Below are 22,393 nucleotides of genomic sequence, written 5' to 3'. Positions count from 1 at the left end.
TTCGACTCCTAGGCAAGGGTTGCGGAGTGGTGGAATCTGGGGAACAGGAGCTGGTTGTTGGGGTTGTCGCCCAGCGGCCGTCCGTCGAAGAGGGTGTTCCGGCGGACGGCGAGGGCCGCGTCGTGCAGTTCCGCGACGGTGTCGGCGGTGACGATCACCATGCCGACGACGTCGAGTTGGTCGGCGCGACCGGACAGCGGCTGCCCGATCGCCTTCATGTGCCTGCCGTACTCGGTGCCTTCGGGGAAGACGATCTCCCGCATCTCGGTGGCCTCCGGCGGGGGCAGGAGGAGCAGGTCGGCCGAGGCCCGCAGCGGGTTGCCGAGGAAGGAGAGGTCGGGGGCGGTGCCGCACGCGAGGTCGGTGAGCGGCCGTGCGTAGTCGATCCCGAAGGCGTTGCCCATGCAGACGACCATCGCCAGCCCGGCCGTCCGGACGTTGAAGTCGATCAGCTCGACCGGCCCCTCGTCGGGGACCATGACCTCCAGGTGCGTCGGGCCGTGCACGATGCCCAGAGCCGCGTGGAACTCCTTGGTCACGGCCTCGATCTCGGCCCGGCGCGGATGCGGGTAGGGGAAGACGAGGCCCTGCTCGACGACCGGGTCGAGCGCCGAGACGTAGCGCCCGGTCAGGCCGACGACGTGCACCTCGCCGCGGTCCACGAGCGACTCCACGGAGAGCAGCTCGCCCTCGGCCCGCTCCTCCAGGACGAACTCGCCGTGCGCGAGGATGTAGTCCTTCATCATCGGGTTCACCACGGCCCCCGCGGACGCCTGGTCGGCGGCGGCGCGCAGCTCCTCCATGGAGCCCACCATGAAGCACAGCGCGCTCCCGGTGCCGTTGGCGGGCTTGAGCACGGCGGGCCGCTCGAACTCCCAGCTCTCCCAGGCCAGCGCCTCGGTGAGGGACACCGAACGCAGGGTGGACAGGCCCCCGGCGTACAGCTCGCGGCGGACGTGCGCCTTGTCGAGGGCCCGGTCGACGGCGTCGGGTCCACTCGTCGGCAGTCCGGCCCCGGCCCGCAGCTCCGCCTCGAAGCGCAGCGTCGGCTCGAAGGCGGCGTAGGTCCCGACGACGTCGTGGGCGGTACGGACGGCCTCGACGAGCTTCCCGACGTGCTCGGCGTCCGACCAGGACGCCACCGGGACGACCTCGTCCACCACGCCGTCGGGCACCGCGAAGGGGCCCTGGTCCTGCAACGGCCCGTGGTTGAGGGCGATGACGTGGAACCCGCGCCGCTTGGCCTCCCGGGCGATGAGCAGCATGTGGTTCATCAGTTCCAGCAGGACGAAGGCCTGCTTCTTCTCCGGCGCCGTCATGGCGTGCTCCCCTTACTGCGCGGTGCTCTTCGCGGGCTTGTCGGGCGTCTCCGGCGTCTCGGACGCCGCTGCGCCGGGGACGCCGGCGGCAGCCTGCCGTTCGCGGTGCTGGATCTTCCTGCGGACCAGCTCCCAGCCGATGACGAGGGCCACCGTGAGAGCGATGTTGAGGTAGACGGTGGTGTCGACGCCGATGCTGTCGAGGCCGCGGGCGAAGACGAAGGCGAAGACCGCCATGAGGCTGTATCCGATGGCGGTCTGGAGACCCACCACCGAGGACACCCGGGCCCCCGGGGTGTGGGCGATCATCAGCTTGAAGTGGTGGACCCAGATGATCTCCCCGCCGAGCACCATGAGGGAGAACATGACGACCGCCAGGACGATGTTGTCGCTCGCGCTGGGCATCGCCAGGTACAGCACCGTGATCGCCGCCACCACGGCGAGGTTGACCTTCTCCTTGTTGGAGTCGTTGATGAGGTCGCGGCGGCTGAAGTACTGGTAGATGAACGCGCCGGCCATGATGCTGACGGACTCGAAGGTGAAGAACAGCGCGATCCCGGACTCGCCGTAGCCGAACCAGATCTCGGGGATGACGGTGATCAGCGACTCGTAGGTGGCCTGGAAGGCGGTGACGGACAGGACGATGTAGAACACCGCCGTGCCGATCGTGTCGTTGTGGGTCATGAGCGTGGCCGCGTCCCGTACGCCCGAGAGGCTGCTGCGGCGTCCCTCACCGCGCGAGGAGTGCAGCGACGCCGCCAGCCGCGCCTTGTTCGGGCGCACCAGCATCATCAGCCAGGCGGCCACCAGGAAGCAGGCGGCGTCGATCAGCACCACGACCGCCATGCCGACGACGTTGAGCAGGAACACCCCGACCGCTCCGGCCAGCGCCATCGCGATCGGCAGCGCCGAGTTGAACAGGGGCGAGAAGGTGTTGGTCTCCTTCTCGTCGAAGAACTGCACGAGTGCCTTCACCCGGGCGTTCTGCACCGCGCTCTTCAACAGGGCCCGCACGAAGATGATGAAGACGGCGTACACGTACAGGTCCGGGTCGGTGAAGCCCAGGAACAGCAGCGTGACGGCGGCGGTCACCAGGTTGAGCCAGATCAGCAGCTTCTTGGCGTCCTGCCGGTCGATGTACTGGGCGCCGAGAACGCCGATGAAGAGGTTGGCCATCCAGTCCGCCGCGAACACGATCGCGGCCAGGGTGGCACTGCCGCTCTCGGTGAAGACGAACGCCACGTACGCGATCATCAGCAGCTTCGAGCCGAAGAGCGAGATGAAGGAGGCCAGGAAACTGAGCAGGAAGTTGCGGTGCAGGTAGACACGCATGTCAGGGGTTTCTTTCTGTTCGCGAGGCGTCACGGTCGCTGTTCACACGCCTGGAACCCGGTCGGACGTCGCGCCGGTGACAAGGCCCGCCCGGTCGGTGGAGACACGGCGGTGGCCGGGCACGCCGGGTCCGGGGCGCGCCGTCGCCCGGACGCGCTCGGCGCCCGACGGTCGTGGGCGGGCTTCGGCGCGCTCGGGGTGACGCCGGGCCGTGTCCGTCCCGGTCCGCCGGACCGAAGGGGTGCTGTGCCCCGCCGGTCGCCGGGCTCAGCCCCAGCCGGTGTCGTCGACTCCGGCCCGGGCGAGCCGCGGTGCCACGTCCCCGCCGCGTTCGCGGGCCGAGTGGAGTCCGTCGGACGATTCCGCGTGGTCACGCAGAAGTCCCCCGCCCAGCACCATGCCCACCGCGAGCGCCGAGGCCGTCGCGGCACGTGCTGCCTTGTTCGTCATTCCCCGTTGTCCAATCCTGTGAAGATTGTTCGCCGAAGGAGTGCGCCGGTGGTGGTGGCGCGCTTCCTCGTCCAAGAGACTGCCCCGCTCCGCAGTGGGACGGCAACACGCAGTGGTTGTCGTGTTCCGGACATGCGCGTCTAGGACAGCCCGGCGGACCTCGGGGTTGTCCGGCCGCGCCCGCCCGACAGGCGTCGGATCGGGGCCCGGGGGCCCGTCCCGGAGCGGCCGGGGCGGCGGGCGGGCGCCGGGGAGACGCCACGCGGCCTTCTCGGGCCCCACACGTCGCATTATCCTGTGACACGTTCGTCGTGACGTCGTAATCGTGACAGTCTCAAGAAGGACAGCACCGATGACCAGCGAAGACGCGCGGTCTCTACCGCCCGTCCTGAGTCCTGCCGCGATCCGGCTCTACCGCCACGTCGTCCAGCACACCGTGCTCTCCCTCGAGGAGGCCGCGCGGATGGCCGCCGAGGACGGGACGACCGCCGGGGAGACCGTCGACACCCTGCTGCGGCTGGGGCTGCTGCGCACCGTCGGGCGACACCGCATCGCCGCCGTCGACCCGGCGGCGGCCTCCACGGCGGTGCTGCACGCGCACGAGGAACGCCTCGCCGAGCAGCGGCGCCGGATCGCCACCCTGCGCGACCAGCTCCACCTGCTGGACGCCGTCCACCGGGAGCACGGCGAGCTGGACGCGCCCTCCCAGGAGCGGCTGACGTCCACCCGCGCGGTGCGGGAGGTCCTGGCCCAGCTCGCCACGACGTGCGCCAAGGAGGTCCTGGCCGCCCAGCCGGGCGGGCCCCGCCCGGCCGCCGTCCTCGCCGAGGCCGTCGACCGCGATCTGGACCTGCTGGGCCGGGGCGTCCAACTCCGCTCCCTGTACCAGCACTCGGCGCGCTTCGACAGCGCGACCGTGCGGCACGCCACGCGGCTCACCGCGCACGGCGCCGAGATCCGGACCCTGAGCGCCGGACTCACGCGCTTCCTCGTCTTCGACCGGGAGACGGTGGTCCTGCCCCTGCCGGACGCCCCCGAGGGCGCGCTCGTCCTGCGGGACGCCGCCCTGAGCTCCTTCGCCGCCGACCTCTTCGAGGTGCTGTGGGCCCAGGGACGACCCATGGGACGCTGTCAGGACAAGGCACCGGAGGACGTCGGCGAGCAGCCCAAGCAGGCCATCCTGCGCCTGCTGGCCCAGGGCTCCGACGACCGGGGGGTGGCCCGCACCCTCGGCATCTCGGTGCGCACCTGCCAGCGCCACGTCTCGGAGATCATGTCCCGCCTCGGCGCCCGCAGCCGCCTGGAGCTCGGCTACCTCCTCGCCGAGCGCGACCTCCTGGACCGCTGAACACCACCCGCCGGTGCGGTGGCGTCGACCCCGCCGGGCGGCGACCGCACGGGCGGCGACACCATGGGCCCATGACGGACGCACAGGACGCACAGGACGCACAGCACACCAAGCCCATGCCGGACTGGGAGGCCCGCTTCCGGGCGCCTCGGGTGGGGCTGCCGGAGTGGGCCGACGACGCCCCGGACCGGTCGCTGTTCGTCTCGAACGCCACGGGCACCTTCGAGCTGTACGCCTGGGACCGGTCGAGCGGTGAGCAGCGGCAGGTCACCGACCGGCCCAACGGCACGACGGACGGCACCCTCACCCCGGACGGCGCGTGGATCTGGTGGTTCGCCGACACCGACGGCGACGAGTTCGGCGTCTGGATGCGGCAGCCGTTCGGCGGCGGCGCGGACGCCCCGGCCGTTCCCGGGCTGGCCCCCGCCTACCCGGCGGGCCTGGCGCTCGGCCGCGACGGCACGGCCGTCGTGGGGCGCTCCACCGACGAGGAGGGCACGACCGTGCACGTCGTCCCGCCGGGCGGGGAGCCGGTCGAGATCTACCGGCACCGGGAGTCGGCCGGAGTGGCCGACCTCAGCCACGACGGTCACCTGATCGTCATCGAGCACACCGAGCACGGCGACGCGATGCACTCCGCCCTGCGCGTCGTGCGCCCGGACGGCACGACCGTCGCCGAGCTGGACGACAGCGAGGGCGGCACGAAGGAGCTGGGCCTGGCCGTGCTCGGCTTCGCGCCCGCCGCCGGGGACGCGCGGCTGCTCGTCGCCCACCAGCGGCGCGGCCGGTGGGAGCCCATGGTGTGGGACACGGCGACCGGCGCGACGCACGACCTCGGACTCGACCTGCCCGGCGACGTCGGCGCCGAGTGGTACCCGGACGGCAGCGGGCTGCTCGTCGTCCACAGCCACCACGCCCGCAGCGAGCTGTGGCGCCACGACCTCGCCGACGGCCGGACGACCCGCGTGGAGACGCCGCCGGGCACGGTCTCCGGTGCGACGGCACGCCCCGACGGGAGCGTGGAGTACATGTGGTCCTCGGCGGCCCAGCCGCCGGCGCTGCGCTCCACGACCGGCGCCGTCGTCCTGGACCCGCCGGGGCGGAAGGCACCGGGCTCGGCCCCGGTGGAGGACGTCTGGGTGGAGGGCCCCGGGGGCCGCGTGCACGCCCTGGTGCAGCGGCCGGCCGGACCGGGACCGTTCCCGACGGTCTTCGACATCCACGGCGGCCCGACCTGGCACGACTCCGACGCCTTCGCCGCCCAGCCCGCCGCCTGGCTGGACCACGGGTTCGCCGTGGTGCGGGTCAACTACCGGGGCTCCACCGGCTACGGGCGGGCCTGGACGGACGCGCTCAAGCACCGGGTGGGCCTCATCGAGCTGGAGGACATCGCGGCCGTGCGCCGCTGGGCCGTGGAGTCCGGCCTGGCCGACGCGGACCGGCTCGTCCTCACCGGCGGTTCCTGGGGCGGCTACCTGACGCTGCTGGGCCTCGGCACGCAGCCCGAGGCGTGGGCCCTGGGCCTGGCGGCCGTCCCGGTGGCCGACTACGTCACGGCCTACCACGACGAGATGGAGGCGCTGAAGGCCCTGGACCGCACCCTGCTCGGCGGGACGCCGGAGGAGGTGCCCGAGCGCTACGCGGCGTCGTCACCGCTCACCTACGTGGACGCCGTGCGGGCCCCGGTGTACATCTCCGCGGGGGTCAACGACCCGCGCTGCCCGATCCGCCAGGTGGAGAACTACATCGACCGGCTGTCCGCCCGCGACCACCCGCACGAGGTCTACCGGTACGACGCCGGGCACGGCTCGCTCGTGGTGGAGGAGCGGATCAAGCAGGTGGGCCTGGAACTGCGCTTCGCTCTGCGGCACCTCGGGATGCCGGACGCTCTTCGGGGCCCCGGGGGTTCGGGGGAGTCTCGGGAATGAGCCCCAGCTCGGCGTCGCGGGCGACCTCCACCTCGCGGCGGAAGAAGCGGAACCACATGAACACCACGAAGCCCGCGAAGACGAACCACTCGGCGGTGTAGCCGAGGTTCTGGAACGCCTTCATGTCCAGCCCGCTGCCCTTCGCGGCGGCGGGCGGGACGGGCTTCAGCGGCGCCCGCGCGTCCTGCACGGTGATCCACACGTCCTGCACGTCGTACGGCACGAGGTTCACCAGCGCGGCGGCGCTGATCGTGCCGAGCTGCCCGGCCGGAAGACCCGTCGCACCGCCGTGCTCGGACGCCTGGAGGGCGCCCGTCACACGGACCTCGCCCGTCGGCGCGGGCGGCACCTCGGCCGGGTCGGGCGTGCCCGGCAGCCAGCCGCGCACCACGGGCAGGGCGGACCCGTCGTCGGTCCGCAGCATCGTCAGGACGTAGGAGCCCCGGTCGTCGCCGAGGGAGCGGTCCGGCACGAGGAACTCGTGGCCCGGGTCGTACCGGCCCTCGGCCTCCGCCATCCGGCCCGAGGTCTGCTTGGTGACCGGCAGCAGTGCGGCCAGCGGCTCGGCGTCCTCCCGGACGCCCTGCTCGGCCAGCCGGTCGTACCGGCGCTGGGTGTCGACGCGGTCCTCGAAGCGGCTGAGCTGCCAGCTGCCCATGACGAGGCAGAACGGCACCGAGAGCGCGAGGAAGACGTTGAGCCCCCACCAGCGGGGCGTCAGCAGGAACCGGTACACGCATCCCACGGTACGGGGGCGAATCCGGCGCCCCTGAGCCGCCCCCGCCCGCGGCGGGACCGGCGGGCGTTGCGCTCGGCGGGCGGTGCCGTCAGCCGACCGGCAGGGGCGCCGTCCGGTACACCGTTCCGGCGCAGACGCCGTCGAGGTGGGCGCGGGGCACGGTCGGCTCCCCGGGGGCCGGGGTGTAGCGCAGCACGACGCCGGTCGCCGCGCCCGTGCCGTCGTCTCCGCCGCTCGTTCCCGTGCCGGTGTCGGACAGCGTGCTGATACCGGACGGCTCGCTCGTGCCGGCCCCGGAGTCGCCGGAGGGCGGAGTCTGCTCGCCGCCCTCGGAGCCGCCGTCGCCCCCGGCGCCGCCGCCCGCGACCTGGTCGCCGCCCTCCGTACCGCCGTCACCGCCACCGGCGGCGGCGCCGTTCCCGCCGTCGCTCCCGCCGGAGCCGCCGTCGCCGCCGTCGCCGCCCGAGGCCGCCGAGCCGTCCGTGCCGCCCTCCGACGGCTCGGGCTCCGGCTCGGGCACCGGGCAGCCCGCCGGGCCGCGCGCGGTGTCGGGCAGCCACGCGAACCGCACCTCGTAGGACTCGCCCGGCCGCAGGATCAGCGCCCGCTCCGACGTCGACGGGCTCGGCAGGCCCGTGGCCCGGCCGCCGTCGGTGTGGTCGAGCACGGTGACGGCGTCGGCGTCGGCCTCACCCTGCGCCGTCGCCGTCAGCTGGTCCTCCGGGTCCACCCGGCAGCTGTCGCCGGAGACGTTCGTGAGCCGGAAGGAGCCGTGGACGACCCCTCCCGCGTCCGGGTCGCCCACCTGGGCGGCGGCCTCGCCGAGCTGGTCGCGCAGGCAGCGCGGTGAGGACGAGCCGAGCCCCGGGTCGTCCGGGGAGCGCGTGGTGCCCTCGGTCGGCGCCGCCGGGGCGCCGTCCTCCCGGGGCCCGCCGTCGGCGGCCGCGCCCGAGGAACCGTCGGCCCCGGCGTTGTCCCGGCCGCCGTAGGGCTTGCCGTCCCCGGCGTCGGTGCTGTGCGCGGCGTTGGTCCGCTCGTCGGTCCCGAGCGGACCGGGGACGACGCCGGTGGTCATCAGGGGCACGCTCACCGCCGCGACCAGGACGGCCGCCGTCGCGCCGACCATGACCTGCCGCTTGCGGGCGCGGCGGGCGGGCACCGCGTGGCGCAGGTGCTCCAACGCGTCGTGGGACGGCTCGACGTCGCGCACGGCGTCCCGCAGGAGCCGTCGCAGCTCCGGCTCGTCCCCGGAGCCACCGTCGGGGACGCCCTCGGAGCCGCCGCCGCGACCGTCGGGGTCGAGGGACTCGTCACGTTCTGGGCCCGAGCTCATGCCGGTGTCTCCATCGCCACCCGGAGCGCGGCGATGCCGCGCGAACCGTACGCCTTGACCGAACCCTTGGAGATGCCCAGCGCCTGGGCCACCTGCTCCTCGGTCATGTCCGCGAAGTATCGCAGAACCAGCACCTCCCGCTGACGACGCTGCAACCCGCGCAGCGCCCGCTTCAGTTCGTCGCGCTCCAGCGCCTCGTACGCGCCCTCCTCCGCGCTCGCGGCGTCCGGCATGGGCTTCGCGAGCAGCTTCAGCCCGAGGATGCGCCGACGCAGCGTGGAGCGGGAGAGGTTCACGACGGTCTGGCGGAGGTAGGCCAGCGTCTTGTCCGGGTCCTTCACCCGGCGGCGCGCGGAGTGCACGCGGATGAACGCCTCCTGCACGACGTCCTCGCAGGAGGCGGTGTCGTCCAGCAGGAGCGCGGCGAGGCCCAGCAGGGAGCGGTAGTGGGTGCGGTAGGTCTCGGTCAGGTGGTCGACGGTGGTCCCCACGACAGCGGCGTCGTCAGTCTCGGCGCGGGCGCCCGGCGTCGGCCCGGGACGCTCCGCGGCCGGGGCGGGGACGGATGCGGGCCGACCGGTCGGCGCCGGGCGCCGCGGCGCGGTCGACCAGGGCGCCGTCACCGGCATGCCACCGAGGGGCGCCGTCGTCTGCACGAGTACCTCTGCCACTGCCACGCCTGTATGACACGCTGCCCCCCGTCAGGGTTGTACGCGTCGGGCGTGGTTCTCGACGACGCCACGAACGCCCCCATGCGTACTCGCCTCTTTCGCCCTGCCCCTCCACCGACGCTGAAGGCCGCGGTGGTAGCCGCGAAGACGCGCCGGGGCGCTCCATGGTTCCGGGCGCCGCGAAAATCTTCGGCCACAGGCTCACGGTGAGCAAGTCCGTCCCACCACAGGTTGATCACAACTGCTCCACATACGACGTCATACGCCGTCAAACGCCGTCATATGAAGCAGCAAGCGCGGTCCTTGCCGGCCACACGGACACCGGGCGCGTCGGCGTCCCCCGGCACGGCCGAGGGGCGCCGGAACCGGGTCCCGGCGCCCCCTCGGGCGCGCGCCGACGGCCCGCCGAGCGCGGGCCGGGGTGGCGGGGTGTCTCAGCGGCCGGTGCCGCCGTAGACGACCGCCTCCTCCGAGTCGCTGTCCAGACCGAACGCCGTGTGCACGACGCGCACGGCCTCGTTCACGTCGTCCTGACGCGTGACGACCGAGATGCGGATCTCCGAGGTGGAGATCAGCTCGATGTTCACGCCCGCGTTGGACAGGGCCTCGAAGAACGTGGCCGTGACGCCCGGGTTCGTCTTCATACCGGCGCCGACGAGGGAGATCTTCGCGACCTGGTCGTCGTAGCGCAGCGAGTCGAAGCCGATCTGCGCCTTGCGCCGCTCCAGCGCCTCGATCGCCTTCTTGCCGTCCGTCCGGGGCAGCGTGAAGGAGATGTCGGTCAGACCCGTCGACGCGGCCGAGACGTTCTGCACCACCATGTCGATGTTCAGCTCGGCGTCCGCGACGGTACGGAAGATCGCGGCGGCCTCGCCCGGCTTGTCGGGCACGCCGACGATCGTCACCTTGGCCTCGGAGGTGTCGTGCGCGACACCCGAGATGAGCGCCTGCTCCATCGCGTCGTCCCCTACTCGCGGTTCGTTGCTGACCCAGGTGCCCGGCAGGCCAGAGAACGACGACCGGACATGGATCGGAATGTTGTATCGGCGTGCGTACTCCACGCACCGGTGCAGCAGCACCTTGGAGCCGGAGCTCGCCAGCTCCAGCATGTCACCGAAGGAGATCCAGTCGATCTTCCGGGCCTTCTTGACGACCCGCGGGTCGGCGGTGAAGACGCCGTCGACGTCCGTGTAGATCTCGCAGACCTCGGCGTTCAGCGCGGCGGCCAGGGCGACCGCCGTCGTGTCCGAGCCGCCGCGGCCGAGGGTGGTGATGTCCTTGCTGTCCTGGGACACGCCCTGGAAACCCGCCACGATGGCGATGTTGCCCTCGTCCAGCGCGGCCTGGATGCGTCCGGGCGTCACGTCGATGATCCGGGCCTTGTTGTGCACGGAGTCGGTGATCACCCCGGCCTGGCTTCCGGTGAACGACTGCGCCTCGTGCCCCAGGGATTTGATGGACATCGCCAGCAGGGCCATGGAGATACGCTCTCCGGCGGTCAGCAGCATGTCGTACTCGCGGCCGGAGGTGATGGGAGACACCTCACTGGCGAGATCGATCAACTCATCCGTCGTGTCGCCCATCGCCGAGACCACCACGACCACCTGGTGGCCGCGCTTCTTCGCCTCGACGATCCGCTTGGCGACGCGCTTGATGCCCTCTGCGTCGGCAACGGAGGAGCCGCCGTACTTCTGCACGACTAGGCTCACGTGCGCTCCTCGATTCTCAGTCTCACCGGACCCTTTCGCCGGGGCCCTCGGTCGGCTCATTTTATCGACCGGGCGCCTCTCGGCCTCCCGGCGAGCCGCATCATGAGACGCGACCAGGGCGTCCCCTGCCCGCTTCACGCGCCCCCACACGGGAACGTGCGGTACCTCACACCGGCCCCCCGCATCCGCGCGCCCGCGACGCCCGCCCCGGCCGCCCCAGCCGTCAGCCCAGCAGCTGGCCCTGCAGGACGACCGTCTGGTCGAACGGCACGGCGGGCGCACCGCCGGCCCGCTCCTGAACGATCACCGCGACGACGTCGCCCGCCGTGATCTGGGCCATCCGGGTGTGCGTGCCACCGCGCGGCCGCTGCTCGTCGTAGGCGTGGACCGCGATGTCGTCCGAAGCGGTCGGCTCCTCCCACTCCGGGTCCGGCTCCAGGTCCGGCGTCCCGGCCAGGTCCGCCGCGAGGCGGGTGTCGCCCCCGATCGCGTCCACGCGGAACCGGGAGGCCACGGCGCCGGTGTTGAACCGCAGCAGGTGGACGCTGGTCCGGGTACCGTCCGGCATGACCCAGCCGCGCGCCGCCGTGTGCCGCACGGCGTGGTCGAGAAGCAGCAGGCGCAGGCGCGGGCGGTCCTCCTCCGCGTACGCGGCGAGGAACGCGTCCACCGTCGACCAGCCGCCCTCCGGACCCGGCAGCCCCTCGGCCGCCTCCGCGCCCTCGGGTGCGGGCAGCAGGAGGTCCCGCAGGTCCGCGTGGTGCGACCGGGTGAGGTTCGCGTCGCTGAACGGGCGCGGCGAGCCGTACGGCAGCGCCGGCAGACTCAGCTCCGGGTAGTCCCAGCGTCCGTCGTGCTCCCGGGCCAGGCCCGGCAGCTCCTCCCGCTCCAGCCGCGTGAGGCCGTAGCCGACGCCGCCCGCGAGCGTCGCGAAGACGGCGACCGCCGCGCCCCAGCGCAGCGCCGTCGCCCGCAGCGCCCGGCCCCGCGCGGGGGCGGGCGGGGCGTCCGGGACCTGGAGGGGTGCGGCGGGGGCGTCCGGCGCGGCCCCCTCGGCCCGCTCCTCGCCGTCCGGCGCCGTGGTGGCCGTCCCGCTCATACCTGCTTCCCCTCGGTGTCCAGGTGGACGAGCTGCTCGTTCAGCAGAGCGCCCAGCGCTTCGTAGTCCGGCAGCGGCACATCGCCGGGGCCGTACCCGCCGCCGAACGCGACGACGAGCAGGTGCAGCTCGCCCCGGGGCACCGTGCACAGCGCGACCTCAGGACCGATCTCCTCATCACCGGGCATCCGTACGCACCGCACGTGCTCCCACAGGGCCACGTCCTCGGGGCTGGTGTGGGCGGCGCGTCCGGGCGCGGGCGACGGAAGGCCGCCGGACGCCTCCAACGTCTCGACGAGGAAGTCGTGGTACTCCTGAGCCGCCTCCGCGTCCCCGAAGCGGTTGAGCCGGAACTCCGCGACCATGCCCGAGAAGGACTCGTACGTCCGCAGCGCCGCGCCCTGGAGGCCCAACTCGGTCAAGATCGCCCTGGACATGCCGCGGATCCCGACCGGTGTGCTCACCCGACCGAAGACGCCCTCCCGCCGGGCCTCCTCGGCGCCGAGCTCCACGTCGTTGCTGTCGAAGCCCGGCAGGTCGGGGCCCAGCAGGTCGGGGGCGGGCAGCAGACGCTCGGTGAGGGGGCTGTCCGAGCGGCCGAAGCTGACGTCGGGCGCGGGGTCGTCCGCGCGCGCCTCCTTCTCCGCCTCCGAGGGCTCGTGCCGCAGCACGGTCGGCGCGCTGCGGTCGGCCCCGGCGACGGTCGCGTACGTGTACCCGACGCCCCCGACCGTCCCGCCGACGACGACGAGCGCCGCCAGGACGGTCGTCACCACGCGGCGGATCCGGGAGCGGCGCGCGCGGTCCGCCGCGTCCTCGGCGGATCCGGTCCCGGCGGACGTCACGTCCGGGGTGGGTGGCTCGATCACAGTCGCTCCACCTGCCGCGCCGACAGCTCCAGCACGGCGTCCTCGTCGATCGGGTCGGGCGAGGAGTAGAAGAGCTCCATGACGATGTCCCCCCGGCGGGCCAGGCAGCGCGCCTCGTACACGGGCACGGAGCCCTCCTCCTTGTAGGGCTCGTCGTACACCCAGACGCGGCCGTTGCCGCTGCCCGGGAGCGCGGTGCCCCGGTTGTCGGCCTGGTCGGTGTCGCTCAGGTAGCCCTGCTGCGTCTCCAGGTGGTCGATCGAGCCGACGGCCGTGTCGTCGCGGAACTGGACCAGGGAGATCGTCACGTAGGCGTTCTCCTCCTCCCAGTGCGTCACCACGGCGCGGCGGAAGGAGTACCCCAGCATGGCGTGGAACGCGCCCCGGGGATCGGTGTAGTTCATGACGTAGTCCGCGAGCGGCACCCAGCTCTGGTGGAAGCCGCGCACCCGGTCGTACTCGGCCCCGCCCGGCTTGCGGAGCAGGAGGCGGCGCAGGTCGCCCTCCGTCCGCACGCGCGGGTCCTCCTCGGCCGTCAGGGGCTCGGGCTCCTCGTCCTTCGGCAGCGGCTCGGCCGGGTAGGCCAGGCCCGGCTGCGAGAGCGGCGGTGTGGCGGCCGGTTCCCGGTCGGCCTGGACGGTGTAGCCGCCCGCGACGCCGGCGACGACGCCGAGCAGCGCCGCGCAGGCGAGGAGCAGCGGCATACGGCCCCGCCGTGGAGCCGGGGAGGACGGAGGCGGGTGCGCCGGTAGGGGCGGCGGGCTCTGCACGGGGACTCCTCGGGATCATGGTCTGTCGAAGCGCTGACCGACCATGCCCCTGTGACGTTGCACGGATACACGTCACGATCCGGTGACGCCGGAGCGGGCGTCCGCCCCGGGAGCGTGCCGCCCGCCTCCGTGGCGTCCGCCGTGCCGTCGACCCCCGCTCGCGGTGGCGTCGCGCGGTCCGGCGCCGCGCCGGGCGCGTCCCTCCCGTCGGTGACCGGATGAACGCCGCGGAAACGATGCGTGCGACGTCCGCCCGTCACGCATACGTGGTGCGGCCCCGGGTAGCCGGGGCTACGGAACAACCGGTCGCGGGTGTGCCGACACACCGTGGACCACCATGGACACCGCAGAAGGAGATCCGCCGTGCTGATGGCCCATTCCGCAGTCCTGGGCAAGCTCGTCGCCGAGTACGAGACCCTCACGGCCCTGCACGCCGAGGAGGGCGGGGCCGAGGTCCGCCAGCGGCTGGAGGACCTGGCCTACTCCCTGTGCACCGCGACCGGCACCGGCGATGTGGACAGCGCCCTCGTCGCCGCGCGGCACCGGCTGCCCGGCGCGCGCGTCGAGGACGACTCGGTGCTCAGCGCGTAGTGCAGCGCCGGCGCAGCGCCTGCCGTGCGGTGCGGAGCGTTCCGGCGTCGGCGCGCGGCTCGACCGTCACCCTCGGCCGCCGTCCGACGCCCCAGACCCCGCCCGCGTCGGACAGCCGCTCGTTGAGCTGCTCCGCGAACGGCTGGCCGGAACGGCGCAGGCAGAGCACCTCGTACCGGTCCGGGTGGCCCGTGCCGGTGTGCTGGAGCCCGAGCCGCAGCCGCGCGTACCGTCCCACCGTGCCGTGCGCCGAGACCGACACGACGGCCTCGTACGGAATCCGGCTCACCGCCTTGCGGTCCTCCCACTCGATGCCGTCCTCCGCCAACCGGACGGTGACCCCGCCCGACCGCAGCACGGGCCCGGCCGTCGCTCTGGTTGCCGCCTCCATGGTCGTCCCCCTTCCCCTGTCCCCCGACCATGCCGCACCGGCGTCGTGCTCCGCCAGTCGGAAAACGGGCCGTCTGTCCCCGGCCGGGATTGCCGGATGACGGCAACAGCACGCCGGCGCCGGTAGATTCACCCGCGACGTCACGCGTGATGCTGGGGGGCTCATGGACTGGGGGACACTCATCGCGACGGTGAGCGGTGGCTCGATCGCGATCACCGGCACCGTCCTGGCCGACCACCTGCGGCACCGCCGCGAGGGGGGCCGGGAGCTCGCCGAGCGGCGGCGGGCCGTCTCCGTCGACTTCATCGGGGCGGCCGAGACCTGTCACGCCCGGCTGCGCCAACTCGCCCAGGAGTCCGCCGAGGAGACCGGCCGGACGGCGGACGAGCTGGCGGCACAGGCCCGTGCGGCGCTGGCCGACAGCGGACTCGGCGAGGCGCGGGAGCGTCTGTTCATCGACGCCAGCGCCACCGTCGCCGGGGCGGGTCAGACGATGTTCCAGCGGCTGCGCGCCCTGCAGGCCGCCGTCGCGGCGGGCGCGCAGCCGTCGTCGGCCGCCTTCCACAACGCCTACCACCCCTACATCGGCGCGGTGTGGGCCTACCGCGTGGCCGTCCGGGCGGAGACCGAGGGCCGGTCGCTGACACCGGAGACGTTCGGCTGGTCCCGCTGGGACGGCACCGACCGCTGCACCCTCTGCCCACCCCCCACCCCGCCCCTGAACCCCTGACGCGGTGGCCCGGCCGCGAGGCTCAGCCGTGGTCGGGCTCGGGGGTGGCGGGGGTGCGGACGGGTGCCTCGCCGGGGGCGCCGGGCTGCCAGGGGCCGAGGGCCAGCTCGCCGGTGGTGCCGAGGTCGAGGCCGCCCTCGGGGACGGTGGTCTGCCAGGCGGCGCCCTCGGCGGGGGCGACGTCGAGGTAGGGGGCGTCGACCGGCGCTCCGAACTCCGTGGTGTTGCGCCACACCACGCTCGTGTGGGCCGCGTCGCCCGGCCGGACGGTCACCGACCGGACCCGCTGGTCGCCGACCCCGCCGGCGGTGACGTGCTCGGTGCCGTCGAGCACCCGGACGTCCAGCGGCTCCCGCGCCGCGTCCAGGGCGCGGGCCTCGGGGTAGCCGTGCAGGGTGTAGGGCGCGTCGCCGCAGTTGACGAGGTGGACGGTCAGGGCGCGCAGCCCCATGGCGGCGTCGACCACCCCGGCGGTGATCCGCACGCCGTCGTCGGGGCAGGGGCCGGTGGTCGGCTGGGGGGACGGGGCGCCGGTGGGGTTGGGCACGCGGTACTCGTCGTAGGCGTCCTCGTCGAGTTCGTCGGCCTCGACGAGTCCGTCGGCGTCCTTCAGTTCGTCGGCCTCGACGCCGTACGGGGCCGCCGGGCCGCCGTCGGTCGCTACGGACGTCGCCTCCCGTGTGCCGCAGCCGGTGAGCACCAGGGCGCCGGCCGCCAGCAGGACCGTCGTTCGTCGCGCCGTCCGGTGGCCGCCCCCGGCGGCGTTCGTCCCCATCGGCCGATCATCACACGGCCCGCGCACGGGCGGCGCGGCCGGGCCGGTTCGGTTGTCCCCGGGGCGGGAGGCGCGCACGCTGGAAGCAGGGGCCGCAAGGCCGCGCCGTACGGCGGTCGGGGGCCCGCGGGCCGCGTGCGGCACGGCGCCCGCTCGAAGAGGTGAGAGACGTGGGAACCATGGCAGGTCCGTCCTTCGACACCGACGCGCTCAAGCGGGCCGTCGAGGAACGGGACGCGCGGGCACTGGTCGGGCTCTACGCCGACGACGCGGAGTTCCGCATGGTGGACCGCAACACGCAGCCGAGCCGCCCGATGGTCATGCACGGGCGGGAGGAGATCCGGGGCCTCCTGGAGGAGGTGACCTCCCGGGAGATGACGCACACGCTGGAGGAGTGCGTCGTGCAGGGCGACCACCTCGCCTACGTGGAGTCCTGCGCGTACCCGGACGGCACACGGGTGCTCGCCAGCTCGATGGCCTCGCTGAAGGACGGCCGCATCGCGCGGCAGACCACCGTCCAGGCCTGGGACGAGTGAGGTCCCGCGCGGTCAGCCGAGCGGAAGATCGGCGCGCACCGTCGTTCCGTCGGGGGTGAGGCGCACGGCGGTGCGCAGCGCGAACGCCTCGACGATGGCCAGGCCCCGGCCGCGTTCGGCGCATCCCTCGTCGGCGTCGAGCGGCGCGGCCGGGTCGGGGCGCGCGGGTCGGGGGTGCCAGTGGCCCGCGTCCCGCACCTCGACGCGCACCGAGCGCTGCGTGGGCAGCAGGTGCAGCCGCAGGGTGACGTCCGCGCTGCCGCTGTGCAGGACGACGTTCGCGACCAGTTCGGTGACGACGAGGGCCAGGGCGTCGCGCACGTCGTCGCCCAGCCCCCAGCCGCGTGCGGAGGTCGTGGCGAAGTGGCGGAGGGCGGGGGCCGCGGCAGGGGTGACCGGCAGGGTGCACACCGCCTGCTCGGCGGAGGTGGCGCGGTCGGGGGGCGGCACGACGGTGAGGTGGCCCTGCTGTGCGGTGATCATGCGGCTCTCCTGCGCACTCGGTCCGCTGTCCGTAGTCTGCGCCCGGGAGTCGGCGGGCTGGACTACTCGTGAATTCCACGCTGACGGCCGTTCCCCGTCCGAACAATCAGTGCAAACTGAAGTACGGATACGCAAAGAAAGCCGGAAGCCCGGACGAGCAGCGGTCAGGAGCGGCGTGGTCACGGTACGTGAGGAGTTCTGGGTGCGGCGGCTGCGGCGGACGCTCACCGGGGAGAGCTCGGCGCCGACGCTGGTCCTCGTGGAGGGGCGGGCCGGGACGGGCAAGACCCGCCTCACGGCACGGCTGGCCGAGCTGCCGGAGGCCGCCCGGGCGACGACCGTGCGGTGGCGCTGCGGGGACCGTCGGCCGCCGCAGCCGCCCGCCGACGGCGACGGACCCGTGCTCCTCCTCGTCGACGACGTGCACCGGGCCGACGCGGCGGAGCTCGACCGGCTCCGGGCCCTCCTGGAGGACCCGCGCCCGTGGCTGGCGGCCGTCGCCACCTACCGGCCCGAGGAACTGGCCGCGCCGGGCCTGCCGCTGGGCGCCCCTCCCCCGCGCTACGCGGCGGAGCTGACGGTGCTGCGGCACCGCGTGGAGCCGTGGAGCCGCGAACAGGTGCGGCAGGCGGCCGTGGAGGCGCTCGGCGAGGCGTGCACCCCGGACGCGGTGGCGCGGCTGCACGAACGCACGGGCGGGGTGGCGCGGTTCGTGGTGGACGTGCTGGCCGCGCTCCGGGACGGCGGCCGCGCGTCGTGCACGGCCGCCGACGTGGACGCCGCCGGGGTGCCCGTGCGGCTCGCGGACCTCGTCCTGGGCCGCACGGCACAACTCCCCGAAGCGGCCCGCCGGGTGGTGTGGGCGGCGGCCGTCCTGGACGAACCGGCCGGAGCCGCCGACCTGTTGACGGTGGCGGGGCTCGCCGACGACGACGGGCGCGACGCCCTCGTCGCCGCGCTGGCCGGTGCCGCGCTGCGGCAGGACGCCGACGACCGCTACACGCTGCCCGTCCCGCTGGCCGCCGCCGCCGTCCACGAGACGCTGCCCGGCCCCGTCCGGCAGGAGCTGCACGCCCGGGCCGCCGACGTCCTGCAACGCCGCCAGCCCGTCCCGTGGCCCGCGCTCGCCCACCACCGCCGGGCCAGCGGCCGGATCGGCGGCTGGCTGCGGGCCGTGGAGCGCGCGGCGCGGCGGGCCGCCGGGGCGGGGAGGCACCAGGAGGCGATCGGCCTGCTGGAGTCCACGCTCGCCTCCCCCCTCGTCCCGCACGCGGCCCGCGCCCGGCTGGCGCCGGTGCTGGCGGCCAGCGCCGTCGTGGGGCTGCGCTCGGACCAGACGGTGGACGTGCTCGCGCAGATCGTCGAGGACGAGACGCTGCCCGCCGCCATGCGGGGCGAGATGCGGCTGGACCTGGGGCTGCTGCTGTGCAACCAGGTGGGCATGGGCACGCAGGGGTGGGCGGAGCTGGAACGCGCCGCCGCCGAACTGCGCGAGCTGCGCCCCGCCCTGGCCGCGCGGGCGATGTCCTCGCTCGCCATGCCGTACTGGCCCGGCCACACGCTCGCCATCCACCTGCGCTGGATGGCGGCGGCGGAGGAGGCGGCGGCCGACAGCAAGGACGAGGTGATCCGTACCGCCGTCGCCGTCAACCGCTCCAGCGTGTCGCTGTGTTACGGCGACCCGCAGGGCTGGGAGCAGGTGCGGGCGCTGCCCGTCGAGAGCCAGGACCTGCGCCAGCGGCAGCAGGCCGCGCGCGGGCTGTGCAACGCGGCCGACGCCGCCATCTGGCTCGGCTACTACGGACGCGCGGAGCGGCTGCTGTCCGAGGGCCTGGAGATGTCGGCGAAGAGCGGCGCCCCGTACGCCGAGCAGACCGCCCTCGGCGCCCGGCTGCTCCTGGAGTGGACGACGGGCCGGTGGGCCGGACTGCCCGAGCGGTGCGAGGCGTTCCTCGCCAAGACGTCGGCCATGCCCGTCGTCGCCGCCGACGCGCGGATGGTGCTCGGGCTGCTGCACCTCGCCCAGGGCGACTGGGGGCGGGCGCTGGCGTGGCTCTCGGGCAAGGACGCGGCCGCCCGGGAGCACGCCTCGGCTCCGCTCGCCGCCGCCACGTCCGGGGCGCTGATCCGGCTCGCGCTGGCCCGGCAGGACCTGCCCACCGCCGTCGCGGAGGCGCGGTCCGGGTGGGCGACGCTGACCGAGAAGGGCGTGTGGGTGTGGGGCGCGGAGCTCGCCCCGTGGGCCGTGGAGGCGATGGCCCTGGCGGGCGAGGTGCGGACGGCGCGCCGGATGGCGGACCGGTTCGCCGCCGAACTGGACGGCCGTGACGCGCCGATGGCCTCGGCGGCGGCGGTGTGGACGCACGCGGTGCTCGCGGAGACGACGGGCCGCCCGGCTCAGGCCGCCGCGCTGTACGAGGAGGCGGAGGCGGCCTTCGCGGCGCTCCCCCGCCCGTACGTGGCGACGCTGTGCGCGGAGGGCGCGGGCCGCTGCGTGCTCAAGGCGGCTGCCGCGGAAGCGGTGGCCGCAGACACAGCCGCCGCGAACGCGGTGGCCGCAGACACAGCAGCCGCGAACGCGTCCGGTCCGGCCGACGCCACCGCGCCCGCCGACGCCGAGGCGCTGCCCGACGCCGACGCGCTGCCCGAGGACGTCAAGGCGCGGGCGGCGGCCGTGCTGACCTCCTGCGCCCAGCGGTTCGCGGACCTCGGCGCCACCTGGGACGCGGCGCGGGCCCGGGCCGTGCTGCGCGCCTACCAGCCGGCCGAGGGCCGCCGTCCGCCCGGCCGTCCGTCCTACGGCGACCAACTCTCCCCCCGCGAACGGGAGGTGGCGGAGTTGGCGTCCTCCGGCCTGACCAACCGTGAGATCGCCACGACGCTGCACCTCTCGCCGCGCACCGTCGAGCAGCACGTGGCGCGCGCGATGCGGAAGCTGGGCACGGCCTCGCGGCAGGAGCTCGCCGACTCCCGTGAGGCCCTCGGGGGCGGGGAAACCGCAGGTCAGGACTAGACCAGCACCTCGGTGAAGCCGGGGTTAATTGCGTATCCGTAGGTTCCGGTCCCCGGATAGTCGCGTCCGCCGTGCGCCCGTAGGTTCCTGGCACCGGTTGGTCGAACGTTCTTCCGCTGCGGGGGATTCGCTGCGACCGCGCTCGGCCAACCGGTGTCGTGCAAGGGCACCCCCGGAGGGAGCGGGCGTGCGGGGCGGGGCCGTCGAACACGACGGCACGCACCGGCACCCTGCGGTCCCGGCACCGCGTACGGACGCACGCACCCCGTGCACCCGTACCGGCGCTCCCTCCGCTGCCCGCGCCACCCCTCGGCCGCCACCCCCCACCCCACCCCCCAACCCCACCGGACGGCCGGCGCCGCGCGACTTGTCATGAACCGCACCATTTGCTGGTTCCGCATGCCCGGACACCGGCTCGTGAAAGGCAGTGCACCACCGTGAACGGTTCCAGACACCTCCGCATATCCCTCCTGGCGGTGACGACGGCAGCGCTCCTGGGCACGGGAGTGACGACGTCGATCGCGGCGCCCGGTGGCCAGCCCACCGCGGCCGGCGCGGAGAACTCCGCCGACGAGCGCACCCAGCGCCTCATCGTCGGCTACACGACGCAGGCGGCCGAAGCCACATCCGACACCGAGGCCGAGAAGGACGCCCGGGCCAAGGGCAGGAAGGCGGGCGAGTCTCTCGACTTCGACCGCAGGCTGGGGACGGGCGCCGCGCTCGTCGACCTCGGCGGCGAGCTTGACGAACGCTCCGTCGACGAGGTCGTCGAGACCTTCGCGGCCGACCCGGACGTGGCCTACGTCGTCCCGGACACCCGGATGTTCGCCATGGCCGACCCGAACGACCCCTACTACGCACAGCAGTGGGACCTCTTCGAGTCGCGCGCCGGCATGAACGTCGAGAACGCCTGGACGAGCGGGGCCACCGGTGAGGGCGTCAACGTCGCCGTCATCGACACCGGCTACGTCGCCCACTCCGACCTCGCCGCCAACATCATCGACGGCTACGACTTCATCTCCGACCCGTGGATGGCCCAGGACGGCGGCGGCCGGGACGGCAACCCGGCCGACCCCGGCGACTGGATGAACCGCGGCGAGTGCGGCACCGACGCCAACGGGCAGCCCGTGCCCGCCCGCGACACCAACAACTCCTGGCACGGGACGCACGTCGCCGGCACCATCGCCGCCACGGCCGACAACGGCAAGGGCGTCGCCGGCATCGCGCACAACGCGACCATCCAGCCCGTCCGCGTCCTCGGCAAGTGCGGCGGCACCACCGCCGACATCATCGACGCCATCACCTGGTCCTCCGGCGGCTCCGTGCAGGGCGTGCCGGACAACCCGAACCCCGCCGACGTCATCAACATGAGCCTCGGCGGCGGCGGAAGCTGCGACCAGGGCACCCAGAACGCCATCAACGGCGCCGTCAGCCGCGGCACGACGGTCGTCGTCGCCGCCGGCAACAGCAACGCCAACGCCGCGGGCTTCAACCCGGCCAGCTGCGCCAACGTCATCAGCGTCGCCGCCAGCGACCGCGAGGGCAACCGGGCCAGCTACTCCAACTACGGCAGCGTCGTCGACATCGCCGCCCCCGGCGGCGAGACGGCGGTCTCCTCGGCGAACGGCATCTGGTCCACGCTCAACAACGGCACCCGCAGCGTCGGCAGCGAGAACTACGCCTCCTACCAGGGCACCAGCATGGCCGCCCCGCACATCGCCGGCCTCGCCGCGCTGATGTACGAGACGAGCCCCTCGCTCACCCCGGGCGGCGTCGAGTCCGCCATCAAGGACAACGCGCGCAACCTGCCCGGCTCGTGCACCGGCGGCTGCGGCTCCGGCCTCGCGGACGCGGCGGCCACCCTCACCGCCGTCGGCGGCGACCCGACCGACCCGGGCCCCGACCCCGAGCCCGAGCCCGGTGACGGCGTTTACACCAACGGGGACAACGTCACCATCCCGGACAACAACGGCTACGCCGCCACCTCGTCGATCAACGTGACCGGCCTCAGCGGTGCCGCCCCGGCCGACCTCAAAATCGGCGTCGACATCAAGCACACCTACCGGGGCGACCTGAAGATCGAGATCGTCGCCCCCAACGGCGGCTCCGCCGTGCTGAAGAGCACGGACTACTACGACAGCGCCGACCACGTCAACGCCACGTACACGGTCAACGCGTCCTCCGTCGCGGCCGCCGGCACCTGGAAGCTCCGGGTGACCGACGTCTACTCCGGCGACACCGGTTACATCGACTCCTGGAGCCTGACCTTCTGACGGTCGCTTCCGCTCCAGGCCACGACCAGGGCCT

Annotated in this window: 20 protein-coding genes; 7 read left to right on the top strand and 13 right to left on the bottom strand. The window is 74.0% G+C overall.

Annotation, left to right across the window (positions count from 1 at the left end):
• Positions 1 to 8: 8 nt before the first annotated feature.
• From IF129_RS10725 to IF129_RS10715, 3 genes are all read right to left on the bottom strand, one after another.
• Entirely contained in the window at positions 9 to 1,319 is a 1,311-nt protein-coding gene (locus IF129_RS10725; protein ID WP_191209329.1) for an ATP-grasp domain-containing protein, read from the bottom strand.
• Between the two features lie 12 nt (positions 1,320 to 1,331).
• Positions 1,332 to 2,651, bottom strand: coding sequence for an MFS transporter (locus IF129_RS10720; protein ID WP_191209328.1), 1,320 nt, complete (start codon positions 2,649 to 2,651; stop codon positions 1,332 to 1,334).
• Positions 2,652 to 2,918: 267 nt separating this feature from the next.
• Entirely contained in the window at positions 2,919 to 3,101 is a 183-nt protein-coding gene (locus IF129_RS10715) for a hypothetical protein (protein ID WP_191209327.1), read from the bottom strand.
• 352 nt (positions 3,102 to 3,453) lie between these two features.
• Between IF129_RS10715 and IF129_RS10710 the strand changes: the two genes are divergently transcribed.
• Positions 3,454 to 4,449: a helix-turn-helix transcriptional regulator gene (locus IF129_RS10710; protein WP_191209326.1), complete on the top strand. Its 996-nt coding sequence runs from the start codon at positions 3,454 to 3,456 to the stop codon at positions 4,447 to 4,449.
• Between the two features lie 71 nt (positions 4,450 to 4,520).
• A complete protein-coding gene (locus IF129_RS10705; protein ID WP_224754738.1) occupies positions 4,521 to 6,377 on the top strand; it encodes a S9 family peptidase in 1,857 nt (618 codons plus the stop codon).
• On the opposite strand, the gene IF129_RS10700 is transcribed toward IF129_RS10705, so the two are convergent.
• The 7 genes from IF129_RS10700 to IF129_RS10670 form a co-directional block, all read right to left on the bottom strand.
• Positions 6,280 to 7,113 (bottom strand): SURF1 family protein, encoded by an 834-nt coding sequence (locus tag IF129_RS10700; protein ID WP_191209325.1) that lies wholly within the window; start codon positions 7,111 to 7,113, stop codon positions 6,280 to 6,282. The genes IF129_RS10705 and IF129_RS10700 overlap by 98 nt on opposite strands.
• Before the next feature lie 91 nt (positions 7,114 to 7,204).
• Positions 7,205 to 8,449 (bottom strand): hypothetical protein, encoded by a 1,245-nt coding sequence (locus IF129_RS10695; RefSeq protein ID WP_191209324.1) that lies wholly within the window; start codon positions 8,447 to 8,449, stop codon positions 7,205 to 7,207.
• Positions 8,446 to 9,078: a SigE family RNA polymerase sigma factor gene (locus IF129_RS10690; protein WP_191209531.1), complete on the bottom strand. Its 633-nt coding sequence runs from the start codon at positions 9,076 to 9,078 to the stop codon at positions 8,446 to 8,448. The genes IF129_RS10695 and IF129_RS10690 overlap by 4 nt, the downstream gene beginning before the upstream one ends.
• Before the next feature lie 476 nt (positions 9,079 to 9,554).
• On the bottom strand, positions 9,555 to 10,829 hold the full coding sequence (locus IF129_RS10685) for an aspartate kinase (protein ID WP_191209323.1): 1,275 nt from the start codon (positions 10,827 to 10,829) through the stop codon (positions 9,555 to 9,557).
• 223 nt (positions 10,830 to 11,052) lie between these two features.
• Positions 11,053 to 11,928, bottom strand: a complete 876-nt coding sequence (locus tag IF129_RS10680) for a hypothetical protein (RefSeq protein WP_191209322.1) — start codon at positions 11,926 to 11,928, stop codon at positions 11,053 to 11,055.
• Positions 11,925 to 12,797, bottom strand: a complete 873-nt coding sequence (locus tag IF129_RS10675; protein WP_191209321.1) for a hypothetical protein — start codon at positions 12,795 to 12,797, stop codon at positions 11,925 to 11,927. Before IF129_RS10675 ends, IF129_RS10680 begins: the two co-directional genes overlap by 4 nt.
• Complete coding sequence (locus IF129_RS10670; protein WP_191209320.1) at positions 12,794 to 13,501, bottom strand: hypothetical protein; 708 nt, start codon at positions 13,499 to 13,501, stop codon at positions 12,794 to 12,796. The genes IF129_RS10675 and IF129_RS10670 overlap by 4 nt, the downstream gene beginning before the upstream one ends.
• Before the next feature lie 429 nt (positions 13,502 to 13,930).
• Between IF129_RS10670 and IF129_RS10665 the strand changes: the two genes are divergently transcribed.
• Positions 13,931 to 14,158, top strand: coding sequence for a DUF5133 domain-containing protein (locus tag IF129_RS10665; protein WP_191209319.1), 228 nt, complete (start codon positions 13,931 to 13,933; stop codon positions 14,156 to 14,158).
• Here IF129_RS10665 and IF129_RS10660 read toward each other — a convergent pair.
• Positions 14,148 to 14,549, bottom strand: coding sequence for a hypothetical protein (locus tag IF129_RS10660; RefSeq protein WP_191209318.1), 402 nt, complete (start codon positions 14,547 to 14,549; stop codon positions 14,148 to 14,150). The genes IF129_RS10665 and IF129_RS10660 overlap by 11 nt on opposite strands.
• Positions 14,550 to 14,712: 163 nt before the next feature.
• On the opposite strand from IF129_RS10660, the gene IF129_RS10655 reads away from it, so the two are divergent.
• Positions 14,713 to 15,279 carry a CchlQ gene (locus tag IF129_RS10655; RefSeq protein ID WP_191209317.1) on the top strand — a complete coding sequence of 189 codons (567 nt, stop codon included), beginning with the start codon at positions 14,713 to 14,715 and terminating at the stop codon, positions 15,277 to 15,279.
• Between the two features lie 22 nt (positions 15,280 to 15,301).
• On the opposite strand, the gene IF129_RS10650 is transcribed toward IF129_RS10655, so the two are convergent.
• The gene (locus IF129_RS10650; protein WP_191209316.1) at positions 15,302 to 16,054 is read right to left on the bottom strand and encodes a DUF4232 domain-containing protein; all 753 of its coding nucleotides are present in this window, start codon (positions 16,052 to 16,054) and stop codon (positions 15,302 to 15,304) included.
• 170 nt (positions 16,055 to 16,224) lie between these two features.
• On the opposite strand from IF129_RS10650, the gene IF129_RS10645 reads away from it, so the two are divergent.
• Positions 16,225 to 16,590, top strand: coding sequence for a nuclear transport factor 2 family protein (locus IF129_RS10645; RefSeq protein WP_191209315.1), 366 nt, complete (start codon positions 16,225 to 16,227; stop codon positions 16,588 to 16,590).
• Positions 16,591 to 16,602: 12 nt separating this feature from the next.
• On the opposite strand, the gene IF129_RS10640 is transcribed toward IF129_RS10645, so the two are convergent.
• Positions 16,603 to 17,073, bottom strand: coding sequence for an ATP-binding protein (locus IF129_RS10640; protein ID WP_191209314.1), 471 nt, complete (start codon positions 17,071 to 17,073; stop codon positions 16,603 to 16,605).
• A gap of 175 nt (positions 17,074 to 17,248) precedes the next feature.
• On the opposite strand from IF129_RS10640, the gene IF129_RS10635 reads away from it, so the two are divergent.
• Both IF129_RS10635 and IF129_RS10630 read left to right on the top strand, forming a co-directional pair.
• Positions 17,249 to 20,086: a helix-turn-helix transcriptional regulator gene (locus IF129_RS10635; RefSeq protein WP_318153656.1), complete on the top strand. Its 2,838-nt coding sequence runs from the start codon at positions 17,249 to 17,251 to the stop codon at positions 20,084 to 20,086.
• A gap of 437 nt (positions 20,087 to 20,523) precedes the next feature.
• The gene (locus IF129_RS10630) at positions 20,524 to 22,359 is read left to right on the top strand and encodes a S8 family serine peptidase (RefSeq protein ID WP_318153655.1); all 1,836 of its coding nucleotides are present in this window, start codon (positions 20,524 to 20,526) and stop codon (positions 22,357 to 22,359) included.
• Positions 22,360 to 22,393 lie beyond the last annotated feature (34 nt).

This window comes from Streptomyces chumphonensis (assembly GCF_014779715.1).
Taxonomy (GTDB): Bacteria; Actinomycetota; Actinomycetes; order Streptomycetales; family Streptomycetaceae; genus Streptomyces; species Streptomyces chumphonensis.
The sequence above is the reverse complement of the archived record's forward strand: the minus strand, read 5'-3'. Positions and strand labels throughout refer to the sequence as shown.

Bases quoted from the DNA above. Each gene is read 5' to 3' on its own strand.
- IF129_RS10725 (WP_191209329.1), bottom strand. From the start codon at position 1,319: ATGACGGCGCCGGAGAAGAAGCAGGCCTTCGTCCTGCTGGAACTGATG.
- IF129_RS10710 (WP_191209326.1), top strand. From the start codon at position 3,454: ATGACCAGCGAAGACGCGCGGTCTCTACCGCCCGTCCTGAGTCCTGCC.
- IF129_RS10695 (WP_191209324.1), bottom strand. From the start codon at position 8,449: ATGAGCTCGGGCCCAGAACGTGACGAGTCCCTCGACCCCGACGGTCGC.
- IF129_RS10660 (WP_191209318.1), bottom strand. From the start codon at position 14,549: ATGGAGGCGGCAACCAGAGCGACGGCCGGGCCCGTGCTGCGGTCGGGC.
- IF129_RS10705 (WP_224754738.1), top strand. From the start codon at position 4,521: ATGACGGACGCACAGGACGCACAGGACGCACAGCACACCAAGCCCATG.
- IF129_RS10655 (WP_191209317.1), top strand. From the start codon at position 14,713: ATGGACTGGGGGACACTCATCGCGACGGTGAGCGGTGGCTCGATCGCG.
- IF129_RS10715 (WP_191209327.1), bottom strand. From the start codon at position 3,101: ATGACGAACAAGGCAGCACGTGCCGCGACGGCCTCGGCGCTCGCGGTG.
- IF129_RS10650 (WP_191209316.1), bottom strand. From the start codon at position 16,054: ATGGGGACGAACGCCGCCGGGGGCGGCCACCGGACGGCGCGACGAACG.
- IF129_RS10680 (WP_191209322.1), bottom strand. From the start codon at position 11,928: ATGAGCGGGACGGCCACCACGGCGCCGGACGGCGAGGAGCGGGCCGAG.
- IF129_RS10690 (WP_191209531.1), bottom strand. From the start codon at position 9,078: ATGCCGGTGACGGCGCCCTGGTCGACCGCGCCGCGGCGCCCGGCGCCG.
- IF129_RS10670 (WP_191209320.1), bottom strand. From the start codon at position 13,501: ATGCCGCTGCTCCTCGCCTGCGCGGCGCTGCTCGGCGTCGTCGCCGGC.
- IF129_RS10720 (WP_191209328.1), bottom strand. From the start codon at position 2,651: ATGCGTGTCTACCTGCACCGCAACTTCCTGCTCAGTTTCCTGGCCTCC.
- IF129_RS10640 (WP_191209314.1), bottom strand. From the start codon at position 17,073: ATGATCACCGCACAGCAGGGCCACCTCACCGTCGTGCCGCCCCCCGAC.